Source organism: Pseudooceanicola marinus (assembly GCF_002786295.1).
Taxonomy (GTDB): domain Bacteria; phylum Pseudomonadota; class Alphaproteobacteria; order Rhodobacterales; family Rhodobacteraceae; genus Pseudooceanicola; species Pseudooceanicola marinus.
In genome coordinates, this window is record NZ_PGTC01000007.1 from 1 (window position 1) to 23,229 (window position 23,229).

Sequence of the window (23,229 nt, forward strand, 5' to 3'; positions counted from 1 at the left end):
ACGACGCCGGAGCCGACGGTGCGGCCGCCTTCGCGGATGGCGAAGCGCAGGCCGTCTTCCATGGCGATCGGGGCGATCAGCTCGACACCGAACTTCAGGTTGTCGCCGGGCATGACCATCTCGGTGCCCTCGGGCAGGGTCACGGTGCCGGTCACGTCCGTCGTACGGAAGTAGAACTGCGGACGGTAGTTCGCGAAGAACGGAGTGTGACGGCCGCCTTCGTCCTTGGTCAGAATGTAGACCTCGGCTTCGAACTTGGTGTGCGGCTTCACGGAACCCGGCTTGCAGAGAACCTGGCCACGTTCCACGCCTTCACGGTCGATGCCGCGCAGCAGGGCGCCGATGTTGTCGCCGGCTTCACCGCGGTCCAGCAGCTTGCGGAACATCTCGACACCGGTGCAGGTGGTCTTCTTGGTGTCCTTGATGCCGACGATTTCCAGTTCGTCGCCAACGTTCACCACACCGCGTTCCACACGGCCGGTCACAACGGTACCACGGCCGGAGATCGAGAAGACGTCTTCGATCGGCATCAGGAACGGCTGGTCGACAGCGCGCTCGGGCTGCGGGATGTACTCGTCCACGGCGGCCATCAGTTCGCGGATCTTGTTCTCGCCGATTTCCGGGTCACGGCCTTCCATGGCGGCCAGGGCGGAGCCTGCGATGATCGGGATATCGTCGCCCGGGAAGTCGTACTCGGACAGCAGTTCGCGGACTTCCATCTCGACGAGTTCCAGCAGCTCCTCGTCGTCGACCTGGTCGACCTTGTTCAGGAACACGACCATGGCGGGGATACCCACCTGGCGGCCCAGCAGGATGTGCTCGCGGGTCTGGGGCATCGGGCCGTCGGCCGCGTTCACCACCAGGATCGCGCCGTCCATCTGCGCGGCACCGGTGATCATGTTCTTCACGTAGTCGGCGTGGCCGGGGCAGTCGACGTGCGCGTAGTGACGGTTCTCGGTCTCGTATTCCACGTGCGCGGTGGAAATGGTGATCCCGCGGGCCTTCTCTTCCGGCGCGCCGTCGATCTGGTCGTAGGCGCGGAAGTCACCGAAGTACTTCGTGATCGCCGCCGTCAGCGTCGTCTTGCCGTGGTCAACGTGACCGATCGTGCCGATGTTGCAGTGCGGTTTGCCGCGCTCAAACTTTTCCTTTGCCATCCGTCAGGCGCCTCTGTGTTTAGGGGGCCACTGGCCCGATTTCACTCGGACGGCGATGTATTGGGTCTGAGGGGGAAAATCAAGCGTCACTTGGGTGCGCGCGCCCGCAAGAGCGCCCCTGCGGCCACAACCGGCCCGCTCGGGCCCTGTCGCCCGACCCCGCGACAAGGTACATCGGGCGCCAAAGGGGGAGCACCGGCGGCGCCTGTGCGCGAAAGAATATTTTGGAATCAGTAAGATCAGCCGCCGCTGGCCGAGGCGCCCGCGCCCCCTGAGGTGGCCGTCGCAGCCGGGCTGGCCGTGCCGCCGCCGGTGCCGCCCGTCGCCGGCGACGGGGCATCGCCGCCCCCGGAGCGGCCACCACCGGACGTGGTGCCCGTGGAGGCACTGCCGTCATCCTCCGCGGCCACGCTGCCGGCCACCGTCGCGGCGGCCACCGGGGCCGGGCGCATCTGGCCGGCCTGCGGGCCGGGGGCGTCGCCGAACCACTCGCGGTTCTCCAGCAGCCAGTTCTCGATCTGCTTGGCGGCGTTGCGCGCCAGGTTGGTCATCTGCTCTTCGCGGGTCTGGGTCAGCCCGGAGCCGACCACCGTCTCGCCGGAGAAGCTTTCCAGCACGGTGAACTGGCGCGGTTCCTCGTTGATCTTGCCACCGGCGGCATCGTCCCAGACCGTGACATTCACGATCAGGCCGGATTTCGGCGACAGCACCAGCGGAATGCCCGGCGGCGCCAGGATGTAGCCCTCGACCGAGATGCCCAGGTGATAGAGCTTGTCGCCCTCGTAGCGACCGAAGCGTTCGTCGATCGCCTCGGTCATCGCGGCGACCCACTCCTCCTCGGAGGCATCGCGGGAGATCGCCACCTTCTTCATCTTGCTGGCCACGACGATGTTGTGGCCGAGGCTGAAATCACCCAGGTCCGGCATCGGTTCGTCGAAATCGTCGGGATTGGTACAGGCCGAAAGCAGGAACGCGCAGGCGGCCAGGCCCGGCACAAGACGAGCGACAGCGGATAGTCGGAACATGGATCCCCCCGGGACGGTCATAACACAGCCCCCGGAGTATCCGCTTTGGCCGCCCCTGTCTATTCGTGCGGTCATCCCACCTGCGAGCGGGACGGGGCCAAGGCGGAGGGGGCTCCGCCCCCGCCTCCTGCGGAGGCTCCCCCGGAGCATTTCCAACAAGGTGAAGCAGGGGCGGGGCACCGGGAGGCGCCCGGTTCGTCGGATGGCAGACGTGCCACGCGCCCGACCTCGGACGCGGGGCGCGCCCGGGCGGGGGCGTTTCGGGAGGCTGAGGCACGGAAATCCGGAGCGCCGGAGACAAGACGGCCCGCCACCGGACCTCCCGGCGGCGGGCCTGAGTGAAAGAGCGGGATGGCGCGCCTCCCGTGCCGAGTGCCCGGGTCAGGTAAAGGTGTTGTCGCGGGGGAAGCCGCGCGGGGCCATGCGGCCCGTGCCGGCCCGCTTGCCCAGCCATTCCGAGAGCTCCGTCTCGGTCCGGGTGCGGCCGGCGGGATCGTGCCACGACAGGCCCATTTCCAGCACCAGCGTGGTCAGATCCGACAGCCCGCCATCCTTGTACTTCTGCAGGCGTACGCCCTTGCCACGCGTCATCTCGGGCAGCTCTTCCAGCGGGAAGACCAGCACCTTGCGGTTCTCGCCCACCACCGCGACGTGATCGCCCGTCACCGGCTTCACCAGCAGGGCCTTCACGCCGTCCTTGACGTTCAGCACCTGTTTGCCGGAACGGGTCTGGGCCAGCACCTCGTCTTCGGGCACGATGAAGCCGTCGCCGGCGGTCGAGGCCACGATCAGCCGCTCGCCGGGACGGTGAATGCGCATCGCCACGATCTCGGATTCGTTGGGCAGGTCGACCATCAGCCGCACCGGTTCGCCCATGCCGCGCCCGCCCGGCAGGTTCGACGCCAGCAGCGTGTAGAACCGCCCGTTGGAGCCGAAGATCAGCAGCTTGTCGGTGGTCTCCGCATGGAAGGCGAAGCGGCCCTCGTCGCCGTCCTTGAACTTCAGCTTGTCCTGGGCCGAGAGATCGATGTGCCCCTTCATCGCGCGGATCCAGCCCATCCTGGAGCAGACCACGGTGACGGGCTCGCGCTCGATCATCGCCTCCAGCGGCACTTCCTCCGCCTCGGCGGCGGCCTCGATCACCGTCAGGCGGTGGCCGCGGGCGTAGTCCTTGCCGAAGGTCTTCTTCGTCGCCTTCAGCTCATCCGCGATGCGCGCCCATTGCAGATCGGGGGTGGCCAGCAGATCTTCCAGGCCCGCGCGTTCCTCCATCAGGGCGTCGCGCTCGCGCAGCAGCTCCATCTCTTCGAGACGGCGCAGGCTGCGCAGGCGCATGTTGAGGATCGCCTCGACCTGTACCTCGGTCAGTTCGCCATCATCGCCTTCGGACAGCGGCGAGACATAGTCCTTCTCGTCGCGGCAGCGCGCACGCTTCTTCGACCAGTCCTCGGCCAGCAGCGCGGCCTTGGGATCGTCATCGTAGCGGATGATGTCGATCACCCGGTCGAGGTTGAGGAAGGCGGTGACGAGGCCTTCCAGCACTTCCAACCGGTGGTCGATCTTTTCCAGCCGGTGCTGCGAGCGACGCTCCAGCACCTCGCGGCGGTGATCGAGGAAGGCGCGCAGCACCTCCTTCAGCGAGCAGACCTTCGGGGTCAGCCCGTCGATCAGCACGTTCATGTTCAGGCTGAACTTGATCTCCAGGTCCGAGTTGCGGAACAGCATGCCCATCAGCAGCTCCGGGTCGACGTTCTTCGACCGGGGTTCCAGCACCATGCGAATGTCGTCGGCGCTTTCGTCGCGGATGTCGGCGAGGATCGGGATCTTCTTGGTCTGGATCAGCTCGGCGATGCGTTCGACCAGCTTCGACTTCTGCACCTGGTAGGGGATCTCGGTCACGACGATCTGCCAGGTGCCACGGCCCAGGTCCTCGACCTCCCACTTGGCACGCAGGCGGAAACTGCCGCGACCGGTGCGATAGGCCTTGGCGATGTTTTCCGGGCTTTCCACCAGCACGCCGCCCGTGGGGAAGTCGGGGCCCGGCACGTATTTCAGCAACGTGTCGTCATCGGCACCCGGCGTCTTGATCAGATGCAGGCAGGCGTTGACCAGCTCGACGATGTTGTGCGGGGCGATGTTGGTGGCCATGCCGACCGCGATCCCCGACGACCCGTTGGCCAGCAGGTTCGGGAAGGAAGCGGGCAGCACCACCGGTTCGGTCAGGGTGCCGTCGTAGTTGTCGCGGAAATCGACCGCGTCCTCGGTCAGCCCTTCCATCATCGCCTCGGCGACGGCGGTCAGGCGGGCCTCGGTGTATCGGCTGGCGGCGGGGTTGTCGCCGTCGATGTTGCCAAAGTTGCCCTGGCCGTCGACCAGCGGGTAGCGGACGTTGAAGTCCTGCGCCAGGCGGGCCATCGCGTCGTAGATCGCGGCGTCGCCATGAGGGTGATAGTTGCCCATCACGTCGCCCGAGATCTTCGACGATTTGCGGAACCGCGAGGTGCCAGTCAGCTTCAGCTCGCGCATCGCGTAGAGGATACGCCGGTGCACCGGCTTCAGCCCGTCGCGGGCATCGGGCAGGGCCCGGTGCATGATCGTCGACAGCGCATAGGTCAGATAGCGCTCGCCAATGGCGCGGCGCAGCGGCTCCGCCAGCTGCTCGCCGGAACCGGATTCGGGAACGTCTTGGGTCTCGTCACTCATAGCCGCGGTGATAGCCGCAGGCCGCGCGGCGGTAAAGCGCCGCCTGCGCCCGAGACACGGATTGCGGATCGGCAAGGAACTTCCTGCCCGCAACGGGGTTAGTCAGGCAACACAGCGTCGCGGCGGGAACCTGCCAAAGCCCCGGCCGCGACACGCAGAAAACCGCTGCCCGGAGGTCCCGATGTTCCGCTTCATGACTGCCACGACCCTTGTGCTTACCGCCGCCTTCTACCAACAGAGCGGAGGCGCGGATTTCGAACCCTGGGAGCGTGAACTGCCCGACTACGTCCGCACCGAGGCCCCCACGCCCTACACCCTGGCCCGCACCGACACGGTCGCATCTGGCGCTGCGATGGCCGCCCAGGCCGCCACCCGACCCGCGGTCTTCGTTTCCAGTTCGCAGCCCGAGGCGGCGCCGGTGCGCCTGGCCTCGATCGCGGGCCAGAACGACAGCGGCCTCGACCCGGCGCTGGACGGCATGCGCTTCGCCACCGTCACCAATGCCTCCCTGCCCGCCGACGGCGGCCTGCCCCAAAGCTCGACCCGCCGCGAAGTAAGGCCCGAGGCGGCACAACAGATGACGCCGACCACCGAGGAGCGTCAGGCCGTGCTGCGCGGAACCCTGCCTGCCACCGCAACGGACGCCCCCGAAGCCAGCGCCGCAGACGCCCCCGAGCGCGACCTGCGCCAGGTCTCGGGCGACCGGGTAAACCTGCGCGCCGGACCCGGCACCAGCTACGGTGTGCTGGCCACGCTGGACGAAGGCGCCGAGGTCGAGGTCATCGACACCAATAATGGTTGGGTGAAGCTGAAGACCGCCGACAGCGGGCGCATCGGCTGGATGGCCGACTGGCTGGTGAGCGCCGCGAAGTAAGGCAGCCCCCACATCGCAGATCCCTCCCCGTGCGCTCTCTCGCACGGGATCCCGACCCGGCGGCCTTGCCCGCCGGGTCGCTGCGTTGCATAGCAGGGGCATGACCAAAAGCATCCTCATCACCGGCTGTTCCTCCGGCATCGGCTATGACGCCGCCCATGGGCTGAAGGCCCACGGCTGGCGGGTCTTCGCCACCGCGCGCAAGCCCGACGACGTGGCCCGGCTGGCCGCCGAAGGGCTGGAGGCGCTGCATCTGGACTATGCCGACCAGACCTCGATCGAGGCGGCACTGGCCGAGGTACTGACCGCCACAGGCGGGCGGCTCGACGCCGTTTTCAACAACGGCGCCTTCGCCATTCCGGGACCCGCCGAGGACATTTCGCGCGAAGCCATGCGCGCGCTGTTCGAGGCGAACTTCATGGGCCCCCACGCCCTGAATCGGCTGGTGATCCCGGTGATGCGCGCCCAGGGCGGCGGGCGGATCATCAACTGTTCCTCGGTGCTGGGGCTGGTCGCCGCCCCCTGGCGCGGCGCCTACAACGCGTCGAAATTCGCCCTGGAAGGGCTGACCGACACCATGCGGCTGGAACTGGCGGGCAGTGGCGTGCACGCCATCCTGCTGGAACCCGGCCCGATCCGGACCGATTTCCGCAAGAACGCCATCCGCGCCTTCGAGGAATGGGTGGATTGGGAGGCCTCGGACCGGGCGGAGGACTACCGCAATGGCCTTCTCGACATGCTCTACAAGCGCGGGCCGAAATACCAGGGCAAGGCGCGGTTCGAGCTGGAGCCGGCGGCCTGCACCGCCAAGCTGATCCGCGCGCTGGAAGATCCCCGTCCGAAGCCCCGCTACATGGTCACAACGCCCACCTATATCGCTGCCACCCTGCGCCGCCTGCTGCCCGCGCGCCTGCTGGACCGGGTGACGAAGAACGCCTGAGCGGGCCGTCACCGCCCGGCCCTGCGACGAAAACTGTTGTCGCTTTTTGCCCGCTGCCGCCCTAGGTATCGGGGAACCGAAAAGGAGAGCCCATGGCCCAGGACCCCCTCTTCCTCGTCGCCGCCGGCGCAGTGCTGATCGTTGCCATCATCCTGATGCTGGGGATCGGCAACTTCGCCAGGAGCGGCAGTCCCAAAACCTCCAACAAGCTGATGCAATGGCGGATCGCGGCGCAGTTCATCGCTGTGCTGCTGATCCTCGCCTTCGTCCTCATCCGCGGAAAGGGCTGACCCCATGGTCGTACTGTCGAAGATCTACACCCGCACCGGCGATGCCGGGGAAACCGCCCTGGGCGACGGGACCCGGGTGCCGAAACCCTCCCTGCGGGTCGAGGCCTATGGCACCTCGGATGAAACCAATGCCGCCGTCGGCCTGGCGCGCCTGCATGCGAGCGGCGAGATGGACGAGGCCCTGGCCCGCATCCAGAACGACCTCTTCGACTTGGGCGCCGATCTGGCGCGCCCGGCGATGGAGAAGGACCACGAAGCACCCTATACGCCGCTGCGCATCGTGGCCTCCCAGGTGGAACGGCTGGAACGGGAGATCGACGTGATGAACGCCGACCTGCAGCCCCTGCGCAGCTTCGTCCTGCCCGGCGGCTGCGCCCTGTCGGCCAACCTGCACCTGTGCCGCACTGTCTGCCGCCGGGCCGAGCGGCTGGCCGTGGCGCTGATGGCCGAGGAAGGCTGCAACGCCGATGCGGTGAAATACCTCAACCGCCTCTCGGACTGGTTCTTCGTCGCCTCGCGCATCGCCAATGACGGCGGCGCCAAGGACGTGCTCTGGGTGCCCGGCGCCACGCGCTAATGGCACCGGCAGAGGGGGGCTCTGCCCCCCGCTGCGCTCCCCCCGGAGTATTTCCAGCCCAAGTATGGGAATAAGACCAGCGCCAGACAGGCACCCGCGCTCTTCCGCTCATGCCCGCGCAACCGACGGACAAGGGAAGCGGGCGCCGATCAAGCGCCCCCGCCCTGCTCCATACAATGGCTAAAAATACTCTCGCCGAAGGCAATCGGCCGTCAGGCCGATACCCTACCCTGCCACCAGCCGCCGCGCGGCGGCCCAGAGCGCCAGCAGCAGGACCATCGGCAGGACCACCATCCGCAGCAGGAAGACCCCCACCAAGGTCAGCGCGGCATTCAGCAGGTCATCCGCCTGTTCCCAGAAGAAGCGCGCGGCGCCCCGATAGGCCTCCCAGCTTTCGCGCCAGGACTGGTCTTCCAGCGCCACCAGCTTGCCCGCCTCGGCCGCGATCATGTCGAGCGTTCCGTTGGCCCCCGCCGCCGCCTCTGCGGTCAGGACCTCGCCGCCCCAGACGCCCAGCACGAAGGCCAGCGGCAGGGCGATGGCAAACGCAAAGCCCAGCCCGCCACAGACCCCGCCCAGGCTCCGCAGCACCGGCGGGGCGCGATGCCAGCCGGTCACGGCCTCGCAGCCTCCGCGCGTCAGCAGGGCCAGGGCGAGCAGGGCAAAGCCCACCGAGGCGACGGGCGCCAGCGAGATCTTCAGCACCCCGGTCAGCACTGCCACGGCAAAGATCGCCGCCGAGACCCGTTCCACCGTGTCGTCCACCGGCTCCAGCCATTTCAGCGGGTGGACCGATCCCTCGACCACAAGCGAGCCGCCCACCTCGACCTCCTGCGCCGCCGAGAGGAAGGCGTTGATCGCCCGCAGGCTGACATAGGTGGCGCCTGCGGCCACGGCGATCTCGCCCTGGTAGGCTTCGGCCCGGGTGGTCAGGGGATTTTCCCGCGGCATCGCCGCCAGCACGAGGCAGAGCGCGGCCAGCACGAGCGACAGGAGCGTGTTGCGGGCAGAGCGCATGGTCGGGCCTTCCGTCGGGGGCAGCGTCAGAGCATGCCGGGCAGAACCAGGTCCGGCGGCCGGTGGCCATCGGCGAAGGTCTTGATGTTGATCAGCACCTTCTCGCCCATCTCCAGCCGCCCCTCGCGGGTGGCGGAGGCCATGTGCGGCAGCAGGATCGCGTTGTCCAGCTCGCGCAGGCGCGGGTTCGACTGACGATCCCCGCCGAAGACGTCGAGGCCGGCGCCCGCGATTTCGCCCGAGCGCAGCATCCGGGTCAGGGCGTTCTCGTCGATCACCTCGCCGCGCGAGGTGTTCACGATGACCGCCTCGGGTTTCATCAGCTTCAGCCGCCGGGCATTCATCAGGTGGAAGGTCGAGGGCGTATGCGGGCAGTTGATGGAGATCACGTCCATTCGCGCCACCATCTGGTCCAGACTTTCCCAGTAGCGTGCCTTCAGATCCGTCTCGATCTCTGCGCGCAGCCGACGGCGGTTGTGGTAATGCACCTGCATCCCGAAGGCCGAGGCCCGCCGCGCCACCGCCTGGCCGATGCGGCCCATGCCGAGGATGCCGATCCGTTTGCCGGCCACCCGCGCGCCCAGCATGCTGTCGGGCGCCCAGCCTTCCCAGTCATCCCGCTGCATCATCGCCAGGCCTTCGGGCATGCGGCGCAGCAGGGCCAGGATCAGCGCCATAGTCATGTCGGCGGTGTCTTCGGTCACCACGTCAGGCGTGTTCGACACCAAGATGCCACGCTGTCGCGCCGTGGCTACGTCGATATGATCAACCCCGGCGCCGAAGTTGGCGATCAGGCGCAGGTTCTCGCCGGCCTGGGACAGCAGCGACTGGTCGATCCTGTCGCGCAGGTTGGGCACCAGCACATCCGCGTCACGCACCGCCTCGGCCAGCTCCTCGCGGGTCATCGGGCGGTCGGCGGGACCGAACCGCGTGTCGAACAGCTCCTCCAGGCGGGCCTCGACCCGGTCCGGCAGGCGTCGCGTGACGACAACACTCAGGCGGCGAGATGGCATGGGCGGGCTCCTCTGTCTTCCCATTCCGGCGTTTCGCAGGCAAAGTGGCCCAAAGAACGTGAGGGTACAAGAATAACCCCGCGGAGGCAGCAGAAACGGGCAACATCATGAGACCATTGCGCAAGCGCGTCCTGGCGCTTTCGGTGTCGTTCTTCGCGATCGCCGGTGTCCTGACGGCATCCGAAACGCCGCAATCCGCCGAAGAGCCGGGTGAGCCCCGGCAGCAAACCGCCCAGGCCGGGCCCGAACCGGGCGCCGCGACCGACACCCAGGTGGCCGTTGCCGCCAGCGAGGCGCCCCCCGCCCAGGTGCAACAGCTGGGCCCGGAAACCAACCTGCCCCTGCCCCGTTTCGTCTCGATGAAAAGCGATCGCGCCCATGTGCGGCGCGGACCTTCGACGACTCACCGGGTCGACTGGGAATTCCTGCGCCGCGACATGCCGGTGGAAGTGGTGGCTGAATATGGCCACTGGCGCCAGATCCGCGACCATGACGGGGTCGGCGGCTGGGTCCATTACGTGCTGATCTCGGGCAACCGCACCGTGCTGGTGGAGGACGAGATGCTCGACCTGCATTTCCAGCCCTCCTCGGAGTCGCGCGTGGTCGCCCGGCTGGAACAGGGTGTCATCGCCGATCTGGGCAAATGCGACCGCGACTGGTGCCGCGTGGCCGCCGGCGGTCAACGGGGCTGGGCGCCGAAAACCTCTCTCTGGGGCGTGACTGCGGACGAGATCCGCGACTGAACCTGCGGCGGCCCGACGCCGCCCAGATGCCCGGCACAGCACAAGCCCCCTGCCCGCCCCTGTCCCTCGCCCGCTGCCGATAGAAGCCTCCGCCGCGCGACGCCCCTTGCCGCGCTCCCCGCTTCGATTCGCCGGTGACCGGGTAAACTGGCGGCACTGCCCCACGCCGACTCGGCACGAAGAAGAAGGCAGGCGCCTGCAACGGACGCGGCGCATTCGCCCCTGCGAGAGCCAGGACCGGCTCCCTTTCGGGGGCGCCACGCAAACGGGTCGAGATGCGCACACCCCTGTCGCAACAGCCCCCTGCGAACGCCTTCCGGGGGCCGGCAAAAAACCCGTCCGATTTCTGCCAAAAAGGGCTTGAACACCGGACGGGCATTCATTAGTTAGCGCGTCACCGTTGGGGTGTAGCCAAGTGGTAAGGCAGCTGTTTTTGGTACAGTGTACCGTAGGTTCGAATCCTACCACCCCAGCCAATGTCCTCGAAAAATTGCATACTTCCCAATGGGATAGCCGTTGATCAAGCGGCCAGCCTCCCGTCTCCACGTCGTGATGGTTCACAAACTGGTTCACATCGTGCGGGGTGTAGACCGCGCGAACCGTCGAGAAAGTGGGGGCTTCACCTCGTTCGCAGAAACGGGATCTTCTATTTCCGGCGGCGCTGGCCCGAAAAAATCCGCTGTCTCGGCGCGCCTGCGTTTCTGTCGGTTTCGCTCCGCACCCACCTCCTCGCCGAAGCGGTAAAGCGGTCGGCCGACATGCTCTCCGCGGTCGAGGCAGGAGAGAAGCACGTGCTCAAAGAACTACAGGACAGCCCGGTCAGCGAGGCCCGGGTTCAGGCGATGCTGAAAGAGATTGTGCGGCGGGCTGTGGCTGGCATGATCGCCCGTCAGGAGAGCGGGTCTGTGACCGAGATTCCCGAGTCCTATTTGGGCCGGATCGACAAAGAGACCGGACGCATCCGGGACGCTCAGCGGGCCAGGGACTGGTCGGTGGCCTCCACGTTCGCCGGAGAGATCGCGCGTCAAAACGGCCTCGGCCCGGAGGCCGTCGAGTCGCCAGCGGTTGCTCGGCAAGTGCTCTCCCTCCTGCGCCGGCTCAACGACTTGAGCGCCCGGGTCGAGCGCGACTTCGATGACCCGCTCGATGTCGGGCGGGATCTGCTGATCGATCATGGGCTGAACCCGACCCGGGAGGCCATGAAGCCGCCCATGCTGCTGTCGGAGGCGATCGAGAAGGCCTGCGAAGAGGCCCCGCATGACGTGGAAATCAAGATCCGGGTTATCGGGAAAGTCGCCCTGGCGTATTTCGGGGACGTGCCCGTGGCTTCGATCGTGCTCGAACAGTCCTTCGAGTTCCTCTTCCAGGTCTGGATGCTTCCGAAGCGCTGGGGAAAAGGCCACGGCCGAAACAGGCACGAGAAGATCGGCAAGGACTTGTGCCCTTTGCAGGAAATCCGCGACGCCGATGCGAGAGACGCTCAACTGTTGGAGGAAATCCTGAATCTCGACACGCTGTCGGTGCCCGACAAGCGGCGCCGGCTTGTGGTGGAACTGATTCCGAGGCTCACCGACGGATACCTCTTCGTCCAGCGTGACATGCTCAATCGCATATTCCGCGCCGCGCTCGGACGGAAGCGCGTCGGACGGGATGTCGATGACGAAGATCGCCTCGTCCCCTCCCACGCGCAGCTGAAGAACCGGTTGCGCGCCTGGCACAAGTCTCAGAAGACACCCTGCAAGCTTCCGAAACGGGTGTCGCGCCCGAAGCGCCGGATGTCGTGGTCGCTCGAGCACGTGTCGAGGCTCCTGCGCTCGCCGATCTATGTCGGCACATCGTCACCGAAGCAGCGTAGCCGGAAGGCCACCGCGCGCAATCGCATCATCATTCGAGACGCGATCTATTGGGTCCCGCTCATCATGATCACCATGGGCGTCCGCCCAGAGGAAATCCTCCAGGCCGCGGTGCCGGACGTGGTGCGCCGGGACGGGATCCTCTGCCTCTTTGTCGGAGAGGAAGAGGACGCGGTGTTGAAGAACGAGCAATCCCGGCGCGTTCTACCGATTCCGGAGATCCTCCTCGAACTGGGGTTCCGGGAGTGGGTCGTGGCGAAACGCAAATTCGGGGAAACCTGGCTTTTCCCGGAGATCCAGCCCGACAAGAGCCACGGTCGACGCTCCCAGATCTTCGGCGACCGCCTGCGGAACCTCCTGAAGACGCTGAAGCTCCACGACACGCGCGAAGACATCTACGCCATGCGGCGCACGCTTTCTTCCAAGCTTTTGAGCCGAGGCATCGATACCGGCACTCGCCAGAGGATTCTCGGCCACCTCGAGGGCACGACCATCGACCGGCACTATTCGGATCACGGTCTTCTGGAGTTGAAGGACCTCTTAGATTCCGTGGATTACGGGATTGAGGTCGGCCGCGACAGGCGGTTCGATTTCCCGATTATCGTCGGCAACCGAACCGCCATGCAGACGGCTCTCGATGTCGAGGTGGCCTTGACCGATCGGCGGGAAATCTCTGCCGTTCAACTCCGAGACTCCGAGACCGACGAGATCGTGTTCGAGGCCGCCATCTCAGGCCGGAAGGCCCCGGCGGAATATACGTGGAATGATTGCGAAGCACTGGAGGAAAAGGACGTAGCCGCGCGGATCGTTTCGCTCGGCCGGCAATATTCGCTCACGATGCCGGCAAGCGAAGAGGCCACGGCAGCACTCGAGCATCTGCTGATCCTGGTCGACGACAAACCATTTTACGCTCCCGCCACGAAGCCGAGCGTCGACAAGGAAACGGAGGAAATCGAAAATCCGTCTGTGGTTGATGCCAAACCGATCGTCGATAACCCAGATAGCCGCCCAGTCGATCTCGAGGCAGGGGACCTTGTGGTGTGCGCTCTTCCGAGCCGACGTGCTGAACCCACCAAGTCCACTGCGCGTCCGGGAATTGTCGTGAACACCCGGACCATGGCTGGCCGTAAATTCCTCGATATCGCCTGGGGCGGCCCGATCGAGACTGCGGGTCCGGCACCGCATGAACTCGCGATTGCGCAAGCCGTCGAGATGGCTGAAGCCAAGCTCGACATTCCGACGCGCTTCAATTTGCGGCGGCGTTTCCTTGTGCCCGAGGAGGATACCGCAAGGCTGCATCATCGCCTCGGACGCATCAGCAAGAGTGCCGAAAACAGACTTAGGGAAGGTCTTCTTTATGCAGGTGACGTGTCCCCAGAGCCGGTCGCAGAACCGACCAGAAAACAGCGGCCTTTGGTTGTAGAACGGAGACGCAGCAGGAGCGTGCGTCCGCCAAATTCAAGGTAGCGAACAGTAGTCGGTGGTCGACGAGCAGACCGATCCCCAAGGCTGTCCTAATTGGTCTTGGCACTGACACGCTTGAAGCGCCACCTTGTTGCGAGACCGATACCTGTGCCCGCTGCCCCGACGCCTCGGTCTGCAACGCCGTGATGCCGGAGGTGCGCCAGGTCAAGAAACAAGCCGATCCGCAGGCCGGCCGCTGACGCGGCCCCTGCACCCAGAGAAGGAACGCCCCATGGCGGCACGCAAACGCTCCCTGCGGGACCTGGCCGCGAAATCCAGGAAGGACGGGTTGGCAGCTGCCAACACTGGACCGGTGGCAGGCCGGATCGCCGAGCTCGACCCGGGCCTGGTCCATACCGGCGGTCTCGCGGGTCGCCTGGATGTCAGCCAGGCCGAGATAGCGACTCTGGCCGAGAGCCTGCGCAATGCCGGGCAGAAGGTGCCGATCCTGGTGCGGCCGCATCCCGAGAGGCCCGGAGAATACGAGATCGTCGCCGGCCGCCGGCGCCTCGCGGCCTGCCGGCTCGCGGGGATCAGCGTCCGTGCCGAGATCCAGGACCTCGACGATACTGCCCTGGTAATGGGTCAGGCGATCGAGAACATCGCCCGGGAAGACCTGACCTATATCGAGCGCGCGAAGCTGGCGGCGCGGATGGTCGACGAGGCCGGACTCGACGACAAGGACATCGACACCGCTTTCTCCTGCGGAAAGACAGACAGATCACGGTATCTCAAGATCGGCCGCGGCGTCCCGGACGACATCCTGTCCTTCGTGGGCAAGGCTCCCGGGATCGGGCGGCCCCGGTGGGAGAAGCTCGTGGCCCAGATGGCGGCGGACGAGACGGCGCTCCCCCGGATGCGGGAAGCGTTGGCAGCTGCCAACACCGAGGATGGCGGCGTGGGCGACTCCGATGCCCGCTTCTCCTATCTCTACGAGGCTGCCTTCCGGTCCGAGCCCAGCTCCAAGCCGACCGAGGCCAAGCCTCCGGCTGGGCACGAGATCTGGGTCTCGTCGCATGACAAGCCCGTTGGGACGATCAAGCGGACCGGGTCCGGTGTTCAGCTGACGCTCCGTGATGCCCCGAAACCCGGGTTTCTCGACTGGCTCGCCGAGAACGGAGAGCTGCTCGTCGTGCAGATGCTCCGAGAATACGAGGCGCACCGTTTCGTCGAGGACATAAGCGACGCGGTGAACGATGAGCAGGAGGACGAATGAGTCGGAAGACGAAGATCATCGCGGTCGCCACGCAGAAGGGCGGCGCCGGCAAGAGCACGATCTCGATCCATCTTGCGGTCCAGGCGATGCAGTCGAAGAAGTCCGCCCAGGTGATCCTGCTGGATCTCGACCCACAGGGGTCCGTCGCTGACTGGGCGAAGTTGCGCGAGCTCGAGGACCCGATTGTGCTGCAAGCCATGCCGGGCAACCTCTCCGCCTATCTCTCCCAGGCTGAGGAGGATGGCGCCGACTACGTGGTGATCGACACGCCGACCCATGCCGGCGGCACGATCGACGCGGCGATCCGCGCGGCGGACCTGGTTGTCATTCCCATTCGTCCGGGCCCCTTTGACATCAACGCAGCCGCGGGCACGGTCGAGATCATGAAGCAGACCGGCCGGCCGGGGATCTTCGTGCTGAGCCAGGTCGCGGCGGTCGGGCCGGAAGGCGACGACACCGCGGCGGTCCTGCAGGAGCTCTACCCGGACGTGCCGGTGGCCAAGGCCCGGCTCGGCCAGCGCAAGGCCTTCATGCAGGCGCTGATTTCGGGCCAGGCGATCACGGAATTCGACCGGCCGAGCTCAAAGGCCGTGGGGGAGATCAAGGCGCTGTTCCGGGAGGTGCGCGCCGCCATCAAGGCCCCGTGAGCACTCATTGATTTTACTCCCCCAATAGGGTATATGTTTCGTGCAAGACGCGGTTTTCCTGTCGGTCACTATCGATGAATCGGAAGATCCGGTCGTGATCGTGTCTATCGAGATTGCCGAGGGGCATCTCGAGGTCATGGCCGAGATCGAGATCGACGAGGAAGGCCGGGTGATCATTGCGAGGGGCCTTCATCTGCACGGTGTGGGCTTTGATGTGAACGCCCTGGGGCCCATCAGGCTCCGGCAGATTGCAAGGGCCATGCTCGAGGAGTTGGACTATGACGAATGCAGGATTGAAGGAGGTGTTCGGACGACTGGGGCAAGTCCAGGACGTCGACCGAAACCAGTCCGGTTCACGAGAAAGCCTCGTCCTGCGTCCTGAGGGCGCGACCTCCGCGATCAACGCCATTGCGGCGACACGCGCCCTGGCGCAGTGCGGGATCACCCTTCTCAGGGCAAAGCGCGCCGTGGAAGCTGTCATCGCCGGGGGCGAGGTCACACTCGTTCTTCCGAAAGTGGCCTCGCGAGATCAGCTGGTCGAGGAACTTGCCGCCGCGGGGCTGCAAGGCAAATTCCTTCGAAAGAGACTTCGTATCACGTCGAAGAGTGTCGCCAAGAAGTGGGTCAAGAAGGTTCGTGAGAGAGCGGGCCTGACCCAGGAACAGTTCGCTGTCACCTATGGCATGGACCTGAAGACCCTGCAGAAATACGAGCACGGCGACAGCATCCCGGCCTCATCTGTTCTGTCGTATCTCCAGATGATCGAAGCGGATCCCGAGGCCGTGAAACGCATTCGCATCGAGGGGTGACACGGCGTTGGCAGCTGCCAACGCCAAGCCGCAGGAGGAGCGCTATCGTTCACTCACCCTCAAGCTCTCCCTTCGAGCCAGAGCGGAATTCGTTCAGAAAGTTGGACTTGGATGGCCCCGACGGGATGCAGTGGTTCGAGCTTCACCACCCTGACCTCGTCATGGAGGGGCGCGACCCGTCCATTGAACTCTGCAATTGGGATGGACATATGGAGGAAGGCGAGGACGACTTCGCCCGGCCACACGGCCTGCACACGGGACGGCCCGACAACAGTTCGGAGTCCACCATGCGCAGCACCGCAGATCGTATTCGCCAGGCCCTCAGCTTCGAAATCATCGGTCTTCTGATCGTCACCCCGCTCTTCGCCTGGGTGTTCGACCATTCGATGAGCGAGATGGGCGTTCTGGCCTTTCTCGGCGCCACGGCCGCGACCGTCTGGAACTACGTCTTCAATCTCGCCTTCGATCATGGCCTGCATCGCTGGCGCGGCAATCCTCACAAGACGTTTCCCATCCGGATCCTGCATGCCGTGCTTTTCGAGACGACACTTCTCGTCATCCTCCTGCCGATCTTTGCATGGTGGCTGAACGTCTCTCTCGTCACGGCGCTGGTGATGGATATGTCCTTCGCGGCCTTCTACATGGTCTACGCTTTCGTTTTCACCTGGGGCTACGATATCCTGTTCCCACCCACGGGGATGAGACGGACAACGTGATGACGGACAAGGAGGCCGACGGCGGCAGCGATCCCTGCTTCGCACATCTGCTTGTCGACGGGCATCCGGTCGACCCGGAGGCCGCCCGCGATGTGGCGCGGTTCCGGCGCGCCGAGAGGGCACGGCTCATCGCGGCCCGCGCCCTCTCTGCCGAGGAGCGGCGCAGGGCCACGGCAAATCTGATCACCGAACTCGCCAATCTCATCGCCCCGGCCGCAGGCATGACGGTCGCCGTCTACTGGCCGATCCGCGGCGAGCCGGATCTCCGCTCCTGGATGCACACCGCGTATGCGGCGGGCGCGCGGATCCTGCTTCCGGTCATCATCGATGAAAACGCCCCCCTGGAGTTTCGCACCTGGTCGCCGGACTGCCGGATGACGCGCGGTTTCTGGAACATCCCGGTCCCGACCGATGGAGAGGTAGCCCGTCCGGATACCGTCATCGCGCCGCTCGTGGGTGTCGACGAAGCCCTCTACCGGCTGGGCAATGGCGGAGGCTATTACGACCGGACGCTCGCGCACCTCGAGCCGCGGGCGCGGGCGATCGGCGTCGGCTTCGCCGGATGCCTCCTGCCGACCATTTATCCTCTGCCCTGGGACGTTCCGATGGACGAGGTCGTGCTCTCCGATGGCACCAGGATTTCGGCGTAGAGTCTTGCGTGTCGCTGTTGTTGGCAGCTGCCAACAGGAGGCTTGTCCCCGTCCAGAGCGATCGCACCATTCGGGCGACCACGCTCCACAGGGGGGCGGATGTAGGAGCCCTTCCACGTGGCCACACCGGGAGAATTTTGCGACTCTCTTGAATCCGGGTATGCTGCGCGGGTTACGACGGGGAATCTCCAATGGACACGGCTGGGAACATTCAGCGCCGCCTTGCGGCGATCGTCGAGGGCTCCGAGGATGCCATCATTGCGAAGAACCTCGACAGCATCATTCTGACCTGGAACCCCGCTGCCGAGCGCATTTTCGGGTATTCCCCTGATGAGGTCATCGGCAGGCCGATCACCATTCTCATCCCCGACGACCGCAAGGATGAGGAGGCGGACTTCATTGCAAGGCTACGCCGTGGGGAGCGGATCGCCAACTTCGAAACTGTCCGAAAGCGAAAAGACGGAACCCCTATTCCCATCTCTCTGACCGTCTCGCCGTTGCGCGACGACGAGGACAACATCATCGGGGCGTCAAAGATCGCCCGCGACATCACACACCAACGCGAGGCAGAAGAACGTCAGCAACTTCTGCTATCCGAAATGCGTCACCGAGTCGGCAACTCCTTTGCCGTCGCCAGTGGACTTCTCTCCATCGCCGCGCGTCATGCCGGCAGCGTCCCGGAGCTTGTCACGGTGATGCGCCAGCGCCTCAATGCCTTGGCGGCGGTCCATTCGCAGGCCGTCAGCGATCCGTCCGGGAGAAAGGCCGAGGGGACCACCCTTTCCGAACTCCTCGGCGCAATATTGGAGCCGTTCACCGGCGATAGTCCGGCGCAGATGGAGATCCCGGAGGTTCATGTCTGTCCAGCGGCCCTCACGCCAATCTCTCTCGTTGTGTTCGAGCTCGCCACGAACGCCGTGAAATACGGAGGCCTCTCCCAGAATGGCGAAGGTATTGCCATCCGCGCCAACAGGCTCGGCGATCGACTGATCATCCATTGGAAGGAATCCTCGGCGCCCGCACCCGCATCCGGCGAAGCTGACCATGTAGGCTTCGGAACCCGCATGACCCAGAGCACTGTCAGTTCGTCTCTTGGAGGCACCTTCTCCCGGGACTTCAATACCGAAGGCCTGACGGCGACGCTCGATCTCGACCTGGCATTGGTAACGGGATCTTCGCCCAGTCGCTCGTCCGACGAAAATGTCGCCGCAACTGGCGGAGAGAAGAGGGCTTCGACCATGTCCGCAGATAGCTGCGCGGAGTGACCCCTGAGACGAGACTGGAGTGAGCCACACAAGATGGTCCTCTGCCTTTCGCCGCCCCCGTCATGAGACGACAGGCGAACTGGGGATCTTCCCATGGGGCGCGAAGGTGCATTTCTCGAAACCGGATATCGCCGTCGCCATGTAGTTACCCAGACAGGAGCACTGGCGTTCATTCGGGCCGACGAGATGCCGTTTCCGGCACACACGGTTTCGCGTTGGCAGCTGCCAACCTCATCGACCCGATCCTTCGACTAAGTCGAGGCCGGGGCAAGCGCGCGTAGAGCCTTCGCGAGTTCGGAAGGGCACACCGGCTTGGCCAGTATGCGCGCTGGACGGGCGCTGCGAATGAGATCGAGCTTTCCTGGAGACGTGGCGGCCGTCACGAAGATCACGCGAATGCCCGGCCATCTTCTCCGCAAAATCTCCACCACCTCGACGCCGTTGGAGCCCTCCGCGAGATCCATGTCGGTGATCAGGATTTCGGGCTCGACGCCGACAAAGCAAACAGATGCCTGCTGCGCCGAGGCCGCGAGCCCCAGGACTCGACAGCCGCTCGCCTCGCACAAATCCGCCATGTCGAGGGCAAGGATCGCCTCGTCCTCCACGATCGCCACTGTTGTCATGAACTGCTCGTAGGTTTGTTGTGATGCTTACATTAACCACAGGGGCAAGCCTGTCGTTCCGCACGAAGGCCTGAGCACACCAGCATTTGATCCTGATCAGCGCAGGGTCCAGCCGTGAAGCGCGACCGGCCTGTCTTCTGGATCCCGGCCGCCCTCAGGCGGCCTTCGGCCTGCATCGGTTTTCTCAGTGACGCCCGTGGGGCGCCAACGCCGGAGCACTCCTGTATCCAAGACGATTGCCGTTGGCAGCTGCCAACCTTACCTTCCGGGCGTCTTGAGGATCGACGCGATATACTTAAATGAGTATAACGAGATGTAACGTGCGGCAGAGCCGAGAAAGCGTGTCATGGACGAGGAAATCATCGACGGGTCCGGCAATGTTTTCGACGATATCGACATCAAAGACGCCCAGGAGATGAGCCTGAAGGCCGCTCTTGCGATGCAGATGTCGACCACCATCAAGCGCCGTCAGCTGACCCAACGCGACGCCGGAGAGATGCTCGGGATTCCTCAGTCCCATGTCTCCAGGATCATGAAAGGGAAGCTCGAGGGGATGACCGCCGACAGGATGCTGCGCATGCTGCTGAAGCTTGGCTGCGACATCGACATCGCAATCAGGGAAAAGGAAGCCGCCGGATCGGGGCGTCTGGCTGTCGAGACATCTCGAACGCGCGTCCCGGCTGCTGCCTGACAGGGAATGAAGGACATGACGTTGAACATCGCTCCCACTGCCCAGGCATTTCTCGGCTTCCTCGAGAAGGAGATCAGCTCCGATCCGAAACGCCTGAAGCCCTTCGGGGGTGAAACCACGTGCTTGGCGGAAAGGCTCGTGGATGGCGTGGAGATCGATCTGAACGCGCCACTCGACGATGACTGAGCAAGACAAAGTACCTGGGGGTCCGATCTTGCCGGACGACAGAGAAGCAATGCCCATGACATCACCGACCCAGAGGTCGCGTGAAGATCTGCTTGCGATGCAGCGGACCCACGAAGCCGCGCAGCAGCTTGAAGATGATGCGCGTGCCGTTGTGTGCTGGCTCGACGCGGAATTCCCGGGCCTCGTCGTCAGCATGGAGGTGCAGCGCCACTACTCCTGCGAGGACCATGAAGTCGCACATGTCGAGCCGCGAGTGACGGAGCGCCCGCGGCGACATGAAGTTCGGGATGCCGCAGAGAAGGCCCTCACGGCACTGGGATGGTCTCTGCACCCGGAGGGGCGCGATGTCCGCTCAGCTTTCTACCGCCCCGCGAAATCCGCGCATGCTCGGCTGGCGGCCGTTAATCGCGTTCAGCGCGCCCTGTCGGCCGAAGGCATTGTCGCGCCTCATTGGTCTCTCACGAACAGCGAGAACTGACAGGCAGCTCATCCTATAGCGGCCGCCTCGACCTGCGCTCGGCGCCATCTATTCCGGTATTATCCGTCTTCCCACTTAGCCTGTCTGTCTTTCTTCACCCGCCGTCGCGACGAGAGAAACGGACCGACATAACTCAACAGGAAGATCGCCATTGTGACGATCACGGCTGAGACGGCCTCCTCGTTCACCCAGCCATAGGTGACCGCGGTAATCGTCCCGGTCGCCGCCACGAGCAGGCTTCCGTATGGGTCGGGCAGACTACGGACAGCAAGACGGCGGGCCCAGATGAAGGCCAGTAAGGCATTCGTTCCGAGCCACAGGTAACTGAAAGGCCCAAGCGGAATCTGGTAGGGCTCCGGGAGCCAGATTTGACCGTAACCGACCATCGGCGAAAGCAGGTCACAGGAGAGATGCACCGCGATCCCGACGAGCGCTCCGGCGATCGGCGCGGCGCCTGCCCGCCATCCCAGGAGAATGAGTAGCAGGGCCGGGAGCACCGAATGTGTGACGATTGAGCGGTGATGCAGGAGGTCGAGCAGCAGGAGATCCAGGTCCGGCACCCAAAGGAACAGGTAGGCCATCAGCAGGAAGAGGCCCGCTTTCGCCGCAGACGAACGACCGGCAACACTCCTCACCTTTCCTGCAAGCGGGACAAATCCCGAAATCTTCTGCATGGACGTCACGTTCCCTAATCGTTCCGAATGAACTACCTTTTCAAGATGATGAAAGCCAGCATCGAGAATTTCGCCATCCTGGACTTCGAGGCGTCCAGCCTCTCCCAGGAGAGTTGGCCGATCGAGGTCGGGCTCAGCTGGATTGAGAACGGCTATGTGCGGACCTGGTCATCTCTCATCCGCCCCGATCCAGCATGGAATCTCGGCGACTGGTCTCCGCAAAGCGCCGAGGTCCACGGCATCCCTCTTTCAGATCTCCAGGATGCACCCTCTGCCGCGGAGGTGGCGGAAGCCTTTCTTGATGTCGTCGGGCGCCGCAGACTCACCTCAGATGCCCCTGAGTTCGAGGGGCGCTGGCTCTCGCGCTTGCTGCGAACTACCGGCCGCGCGGAGACCCCTTCGATCGAGGATTTCGACGCTGTCTCGTTCGCCGTGTTCTCGGGCTACGCCCTCGACATGCTCTACGAGACCATTGAGCGACGCCCTGCCCCGCATCGCGCGGGCCCAGACACTGCGCGTCTCGCTCGCGGCTGGCTACGGGCGAGCCAGCATCAGACATCTCTGCAGCTCGAAGGGAGGAGTGCATGACCGAGATATTCACCACTGAAGTCATTCTCACGACGGCTATCTTGGGGAACAGTCTGCTGGTGACGATCATGGGCTTCCTCATGATGCGCGAACCAAAGGACGATCGACCCAAGGTCGACATCGACGCCGTGGTCCGTAATGCCCCGTATCACCTCCTGGAGGGCACCGGGATCAAGGTTGAAGGCGCATGCCCTAACGACTGACGGTAATCCGGCAGTCATAGGAAGCTTGTCAGACCCGCATATTGCCTTCATAGTGCCATCATTTCGCAGTCAGGATGCGTGTCATGGCACAACTCACCGTTCGAAATGTCGACGATGCGATCGCCGCCGCCCTGAAGGAGCGGGCAGCGAAGGCAGGGCGATCTGCAGAAGCGGAGCATCGGCGAATTCTCGAGGAAGCCCTCCGCCCCGGCCAAAGGGCTGATTTCTTCGCCGAGGCTCGCACCAGGCGCCTGAAACTGGCCCCAGGAGCTCCGACCACGACGGAGATCCTGCGCGCGGATCGTGATCGCGACGAGGCGTCATGACAGCGGGCGAAAGCTTCGTTGTCGACACCTCGGTCGCGATCAAGTGGATCATCGACGAAGAGGGAAGCGACAAGGCAGAGCTCCTCCAGGGTGCCGACATGGTGACCCCTGCCCTCTTCCGCATCGAGGCCGGCAACGTCCTTCGCACCCTCGCGGCGAAACAGATCCTCGCCAACGATCGTGCGATCGACCTCTTCCTGTTTCTGCAGACGGCCCCAGTGACGATCATCGATGCCGACGAGATCCTGGAGCGACGTGCCCTCGACCTCGCGCTGGCGCTCGAGCACCCGATCTACGATTGCGTCTACTTAGCGCTTGCCGAGCGCATTGATCGTCGCCTCATCACCGCCGACCGCCGGTTCATCAAGACCCTTTCCGGCACCGAGCATGCGGCGCGGGTCCTTGCCTTGGAGTCCCTGGGATCAGCCACGCCGGGAGAGGCCCGCCTTTGAGACACCTTCCCCCGCGAGCAATATTCATTTCAGCAACGATTTTTCGAGT

Annotated in this window: 26 protein-coding genes, 1 tRNA gene and 1 pseudogene; 21 read left to right on the plus strand and 7 right to left on the minus strand. The window is 64.8% G+C overall.

Annotated elements, in window-relative coordinates; translation table 11 throughout:
* The 3 genes from tuf to CVM50_RS00145 all read right to left on the minus strand — a co-directional run.
* Nucleotides 1–1,157: elongation factor Tu (gene tuf / locus CVM50_RS00135; protein WP_085890267.1), on the minus strand; the 1,157-nt coding region annotated here is incomplete at its 3' end.
* 239 nt (nt 1,158–1,396) lie between these two features.
* Entirely contained in the window at nt 1,397–2,182 is a 786-nt protein-coding gene (locus tag CVM50_RS00140) for a hypothetical protein (protein ID WP_198431826.1), read from the minus strand.
* A 381-nt stretch (nt 2,183–2,563) separates the two neighbouring features.
* Nucleotides 2,564–4,885: a DNA topoisomerase IV subunit A gene (locus tag CVM50_RS00145; RefSeq protein WP_085889911.1), complete on the minus strand. Its 2,322-nt coding sequence runs from the start codon at nt 4,883–4,885 to the stop codon at nt 2,564–2,566.
* A gap of 181 nt (nt 4,886–5,066) precedes the next feature.
* Between CVM50_RS00145 and CVM50_RS00150 the strand changes: the two genes are divergently transcribed.
* From CVM50_RS00150 to CVM50_RS00165, 4 genes are all read left to right on the plus strand, one after another.
* Nucleotides 5,067–5,759: an SH3 domain-containing protein gene (locus CVM50_RS00150; protein WP_157792098.1), complete on the plus strand. Its 693-nt coding sequence runs from the start codon at nt 5,067–5,069 to the stop codon at nt 5,757–5,759.
* 100 nt (nt 5,760–5,859) lie between these two features.
* Nucleotides 5,860–6,699: an SDR family NAD(P)-dependent oxidoreductase gene (locus CVM50_RS00155; RefSeq protein ID WP_085889910.1), complete on the plus strand. Its 840-nt coding sequence runs from the start codon at nt 5,860–5,862 to the stop codon at nt 6,697–6,699.
* A gap of 92 nt (nt 6,700–6,791) precedes the next feature.
* On the plus strand, nt 6,792–6,989 hold the full coding sequence (locus tag CVM50_RS00160; RefSeq protein ID WP_085889909.1) for a twin transmembrane helix small protein: 198 nt from the start codon (nt 6,792–6,794) through the stop codon (nt 6,987–6,989).
* 4 nt (nt 6,990–6,993) lie between these two features.
* A complete protein-coding gene (locus CVM50_RS00165) occupies nt 6,994–7,566 on the plus strand; it encodes a cob(I)yrinic acid a,c-diamide adenosyltransferase (protein WP_085889908.1) in 573 nt (190 codons plus the stop codon).
* 225 nt (nt 7,567–7,791) lie between these two features.
* Here the strand turns inward: CVM50_RS00165 and CVM50_RS00170 are convergent, their stop codons facing one another.
* The gene (locus tag CVM50_RS00170; protein ID WP_085889907.1) at nt 7,792–8,583 is read right to left on the minus strand and encodes a hypothetical protein; all 792 of its coding nucleotides are present in this window, start codon (nt 8,581–8,583) and stop codon (nt 7,792–7,794) included.
* Nucleotides 8,584–8,609: 26 nt separating this feature from the next.
* The gene (locus CVM50_RS00175) at nt 8,610–9,596 is read right to left on the minus strand and encodes a 2-hydroxyacid dehydrogenase (protein ID WP_085889906.1); all 987 of its coding nucleotides are present in this window, start codon (nt 9,594–9,596) and stop codon (nt 8,610–8,612) included.
* 272 nt (nt 9,597–9,868) lie between these two features.
* Here CVM50_RS00175 and CVM50_RS00180 point away from each other — a divergent pair, with 272 nt between their 5' ends.
* The 10 genes and pseudogenes from CVM50_RS00180 (at nt 9,869) to CVM50_RS00225 (ending at nt 18,959) form a co-directional block, all read left to right on the plus strand.
* On the plus strand, nt 9,869–10,339 hold the full coding sequence (locus CVM50_RS00180; protein WP_232618108.1) for an SH3 domain-containing protein: 471 nt from the start codon (nt 9,869–9,871) through the stop codon (nt 10,337–10,339).
* Nucleotides 10,340–10,740: 401 nt separating this feature from the next.
* Nucleotides 10,741–10,815 (plus strand) — tRNA-Gln (locus CVM50_RS00185).
* A pseudogene (locus CVM50_RS22225) lies at nt 10,816–11,103 on the plus strand (DUF6538 domain-containing protein); the annotation flags it as partial.
* Between the two features lie 27 nt (nt 11,104–11,130).
* Nucleotides 11,131–13,659: a tyrosine-type recombinase/integrase gene (locus CVM50_RS00190; protein ID WP_157792099.1), complete on the plus strand. Its 2,529-nt coding sequence runs from the start codon at nt 11,131–11,133 to the stop codon at nt 13,657–13,659.
* An 88-nt stretch (nt 13,660–13,747) separates the two neighbouring features.
* Nucleotides 13,748–14,872, plus strand: a complete 1,125-nt coding sequence (gene repB, locus CVM50_RS00195) for a plasmid partitioning protein RepB (RefSeq protein WP_268808218.1) — start codon at nt 13,748–13,750, stop codon at nt 14,870–14,872.
* Nucleotides 14,869–15,519 carry an AAA family ATPase gene (locus tag CVM50_RS00200; protein ID WP_085889902.1) on the plus strand — a complete coding sequence of 217 codons (651 nt, stop codon included), beginning with the start codon at nt 14,869–14,871 and terminating at the stop codon, nt 15,517–15,519. Before repB ends, CVM50_RS00200 begins: the two co-directional genes overlap by 4 nt.
* 278 nt (nt 15,520–15,797) lie before the next feature.
* Nucleotides 15,798–16,328, plus strand: a complete 531-nt coding sequence (locus CVM50_RS00210) for a helix-turn-helix domain-containing protein (protein ID WP_085889900.1) — start codon at nt 15,798–15,800, stop codon at nt 16,326–16,328.
* Nucleotides 16,329–16,435: 107 nt separating this feature from the next.
* Nucleotides 16,436–17,044 (plus strand): PACE efflux transporter, encoded by a 609-nt coding sequence (locus tag CVM50_RS00215; RefSeq protein ID WP_408634034.1) that lies wholly within the window; start codon nt 16,436–16,438, stop codon nt 17,042–17,044.
* A complete protein-coding gene (locus CVM50_RS00220) occupies nt 17,044–17,694 on the plus strand; it encodes a 5-formyltetrahydrofolate cyclo-ligase (RefSeq protein ID WP_085889899.1) in 651 nt (216 codons plus the stop codon). The genes CVM50_RS00215 and CVM50_RS00220 overlap by 1 nt, the downstream gene beginning before the upstream one ends.
* A gap of 191 nt (nt 17,695–17,885) precedes the next feature.
* Complete coding sequence (locus tag CVM50_RS00225; RefSeq protein WP_085889898.1) at nt 17,886–18,959, plus strand: PAS domain-containing sensor histidine kinase; 1,074 nt, start codon at nt 17,886–17,888, stop codon at nt 18,957–18,959.
* A 251-nt stretch (nt 18,960–19,210) separates the two neighbouring features.
* Here CVM50_RS00225 and CVM50_RS00230 read toward each other — a convergent pair whose 3' ends face one another.
* Nucleotides 19,211–19,582, minus strand: coding sequence for a response regulator (locus tag CVM50_RS00230; protein ID WP_085889897.1), 372 nt, complete (start codon nt 19,580–19,582; stop codon nt 19,211–19,213).
* Nucleotides 19,583–19,928: 346 nt separating this feature from the next.
* On the opposite strand from CVM50_RS00230, the gene CVM50_RS00235 reads away from it, so the two are divergent.
* The 3 genes from CVM50_RS00235 to CVM50_RS21215 are packed head-to-tail and all read left to right on the plus strand — an operon-like array spanning nt 19,929 to nt 20,937.
* Nucleotides 19,929–20,273, plus strand: coding sequence for a helix-turn-helix domain-containing protein (locus tag CVM50_RS00235; protein WP_085889896.1), 345 nt, complete (start codon nt 19,929–19,931; stop codon nt 20,271–20,273).
* Between the two features lie 15 nt (nt 20,274–20,288).
* Nucleotides 20,289–20,459 (plus strand): type II toxin-antitoxin system PrlF family antitoxin, encoded by a 171-nt coding sequence (locus tag CVM50_RS00240; RefSeq protein WP_232618105.1) that lies wholly within the window; start codon nt 20,289–20,291, stop codon nt 20,457–20,459.
* A gap of 55 nt (nt 20,460–20,514) precedes the next feature.
* On the plus strand, nt 20,515–20,937 hold the full coding sequence (locus tag CVM50_RS21215; protein ID WP_143515656.1) for a hypothetical protein: 423 nt from the start codon (nt 20,515–20,517) through the stop codon (nt 20,935–20,937).
* A 59-nt stretch (nt 20,938–20,996) separates the two neighbouring features.
* On the opposite strand, the gene CVM50_RS00245 is transcribed toward CVM50_RS21215, so the two are convergent.
* A complete protein-coding gene (locus tag CVM50_RS00245; protein WP_085889894.1) occupies nt 20,997–21,611 on the minus strand; it encodes a hypothetical protein in 615 nt (204 codons plus the stop codon).
* 27 nt (nt 21,612–21,638) lie between these two features.
* Between CVM50_RS00245 and CVM50_RS00250 the strand changes: the two genes are divergently transcribed.
* The 4 genes from CVM50_RS00250 (at nt 21,639) to CVM50_RS00265 (ending at nt 23,180) form a co-directional block, all read left to right on the plus strand.
* On the plus strand, nt 21,639–22,199 hold the full coding sequence (locus CVM50_RS00250) for a 3'-5' exonuclease (protein WP_232618106.1): 561 nt from the start codon (nt 21,639–21,641) through the stop codon (nt 22,197–22,199).
* Nucleotides 22,196–22,402, plus strand: a complete 207-nt coding sequence (locus CVM50_RS00255; protein WP_085889893.1) for a hypothetical protein — start codon at nt 22,196–22,198, stop codon at nt 22,400–22,402. Before CVM50_RS00250 ends, CVM50_RS00255 begins: the two co-directional genes overlap by 4 nt.
* Before the next feature lie 83 nt (nt 22,403–22,485).
* Nucleotides 22,486–22,728 carry a FitA-like ribbon-helix-helix domain-containing protein gene (locus tag CVM50_RS00260; protein WP_085889892.1) on the plus strand — a complete coding sequence of 81 codons (243 nt, stop codon included), beginning with the start codon at nt 22,486–22,488 and terminating at the stop codon, nt 22,726–22,728.
* Entirely contained in the window at nt 22,725–23,180 is a 456-nt protein-coding gene (locus CVM50_RS00265) for a type II toxin-antitoxin system VapC family toxin (RefSeq protein WP_085889891.1), read from the plus strand. Before CVM50_RS00260 ends, CVM50_RS00265 begins: the two co-directional genes overlap by 4 nt.
* Nucleotides 23,181–23,229: the final 49 nt, after the last annotated feature.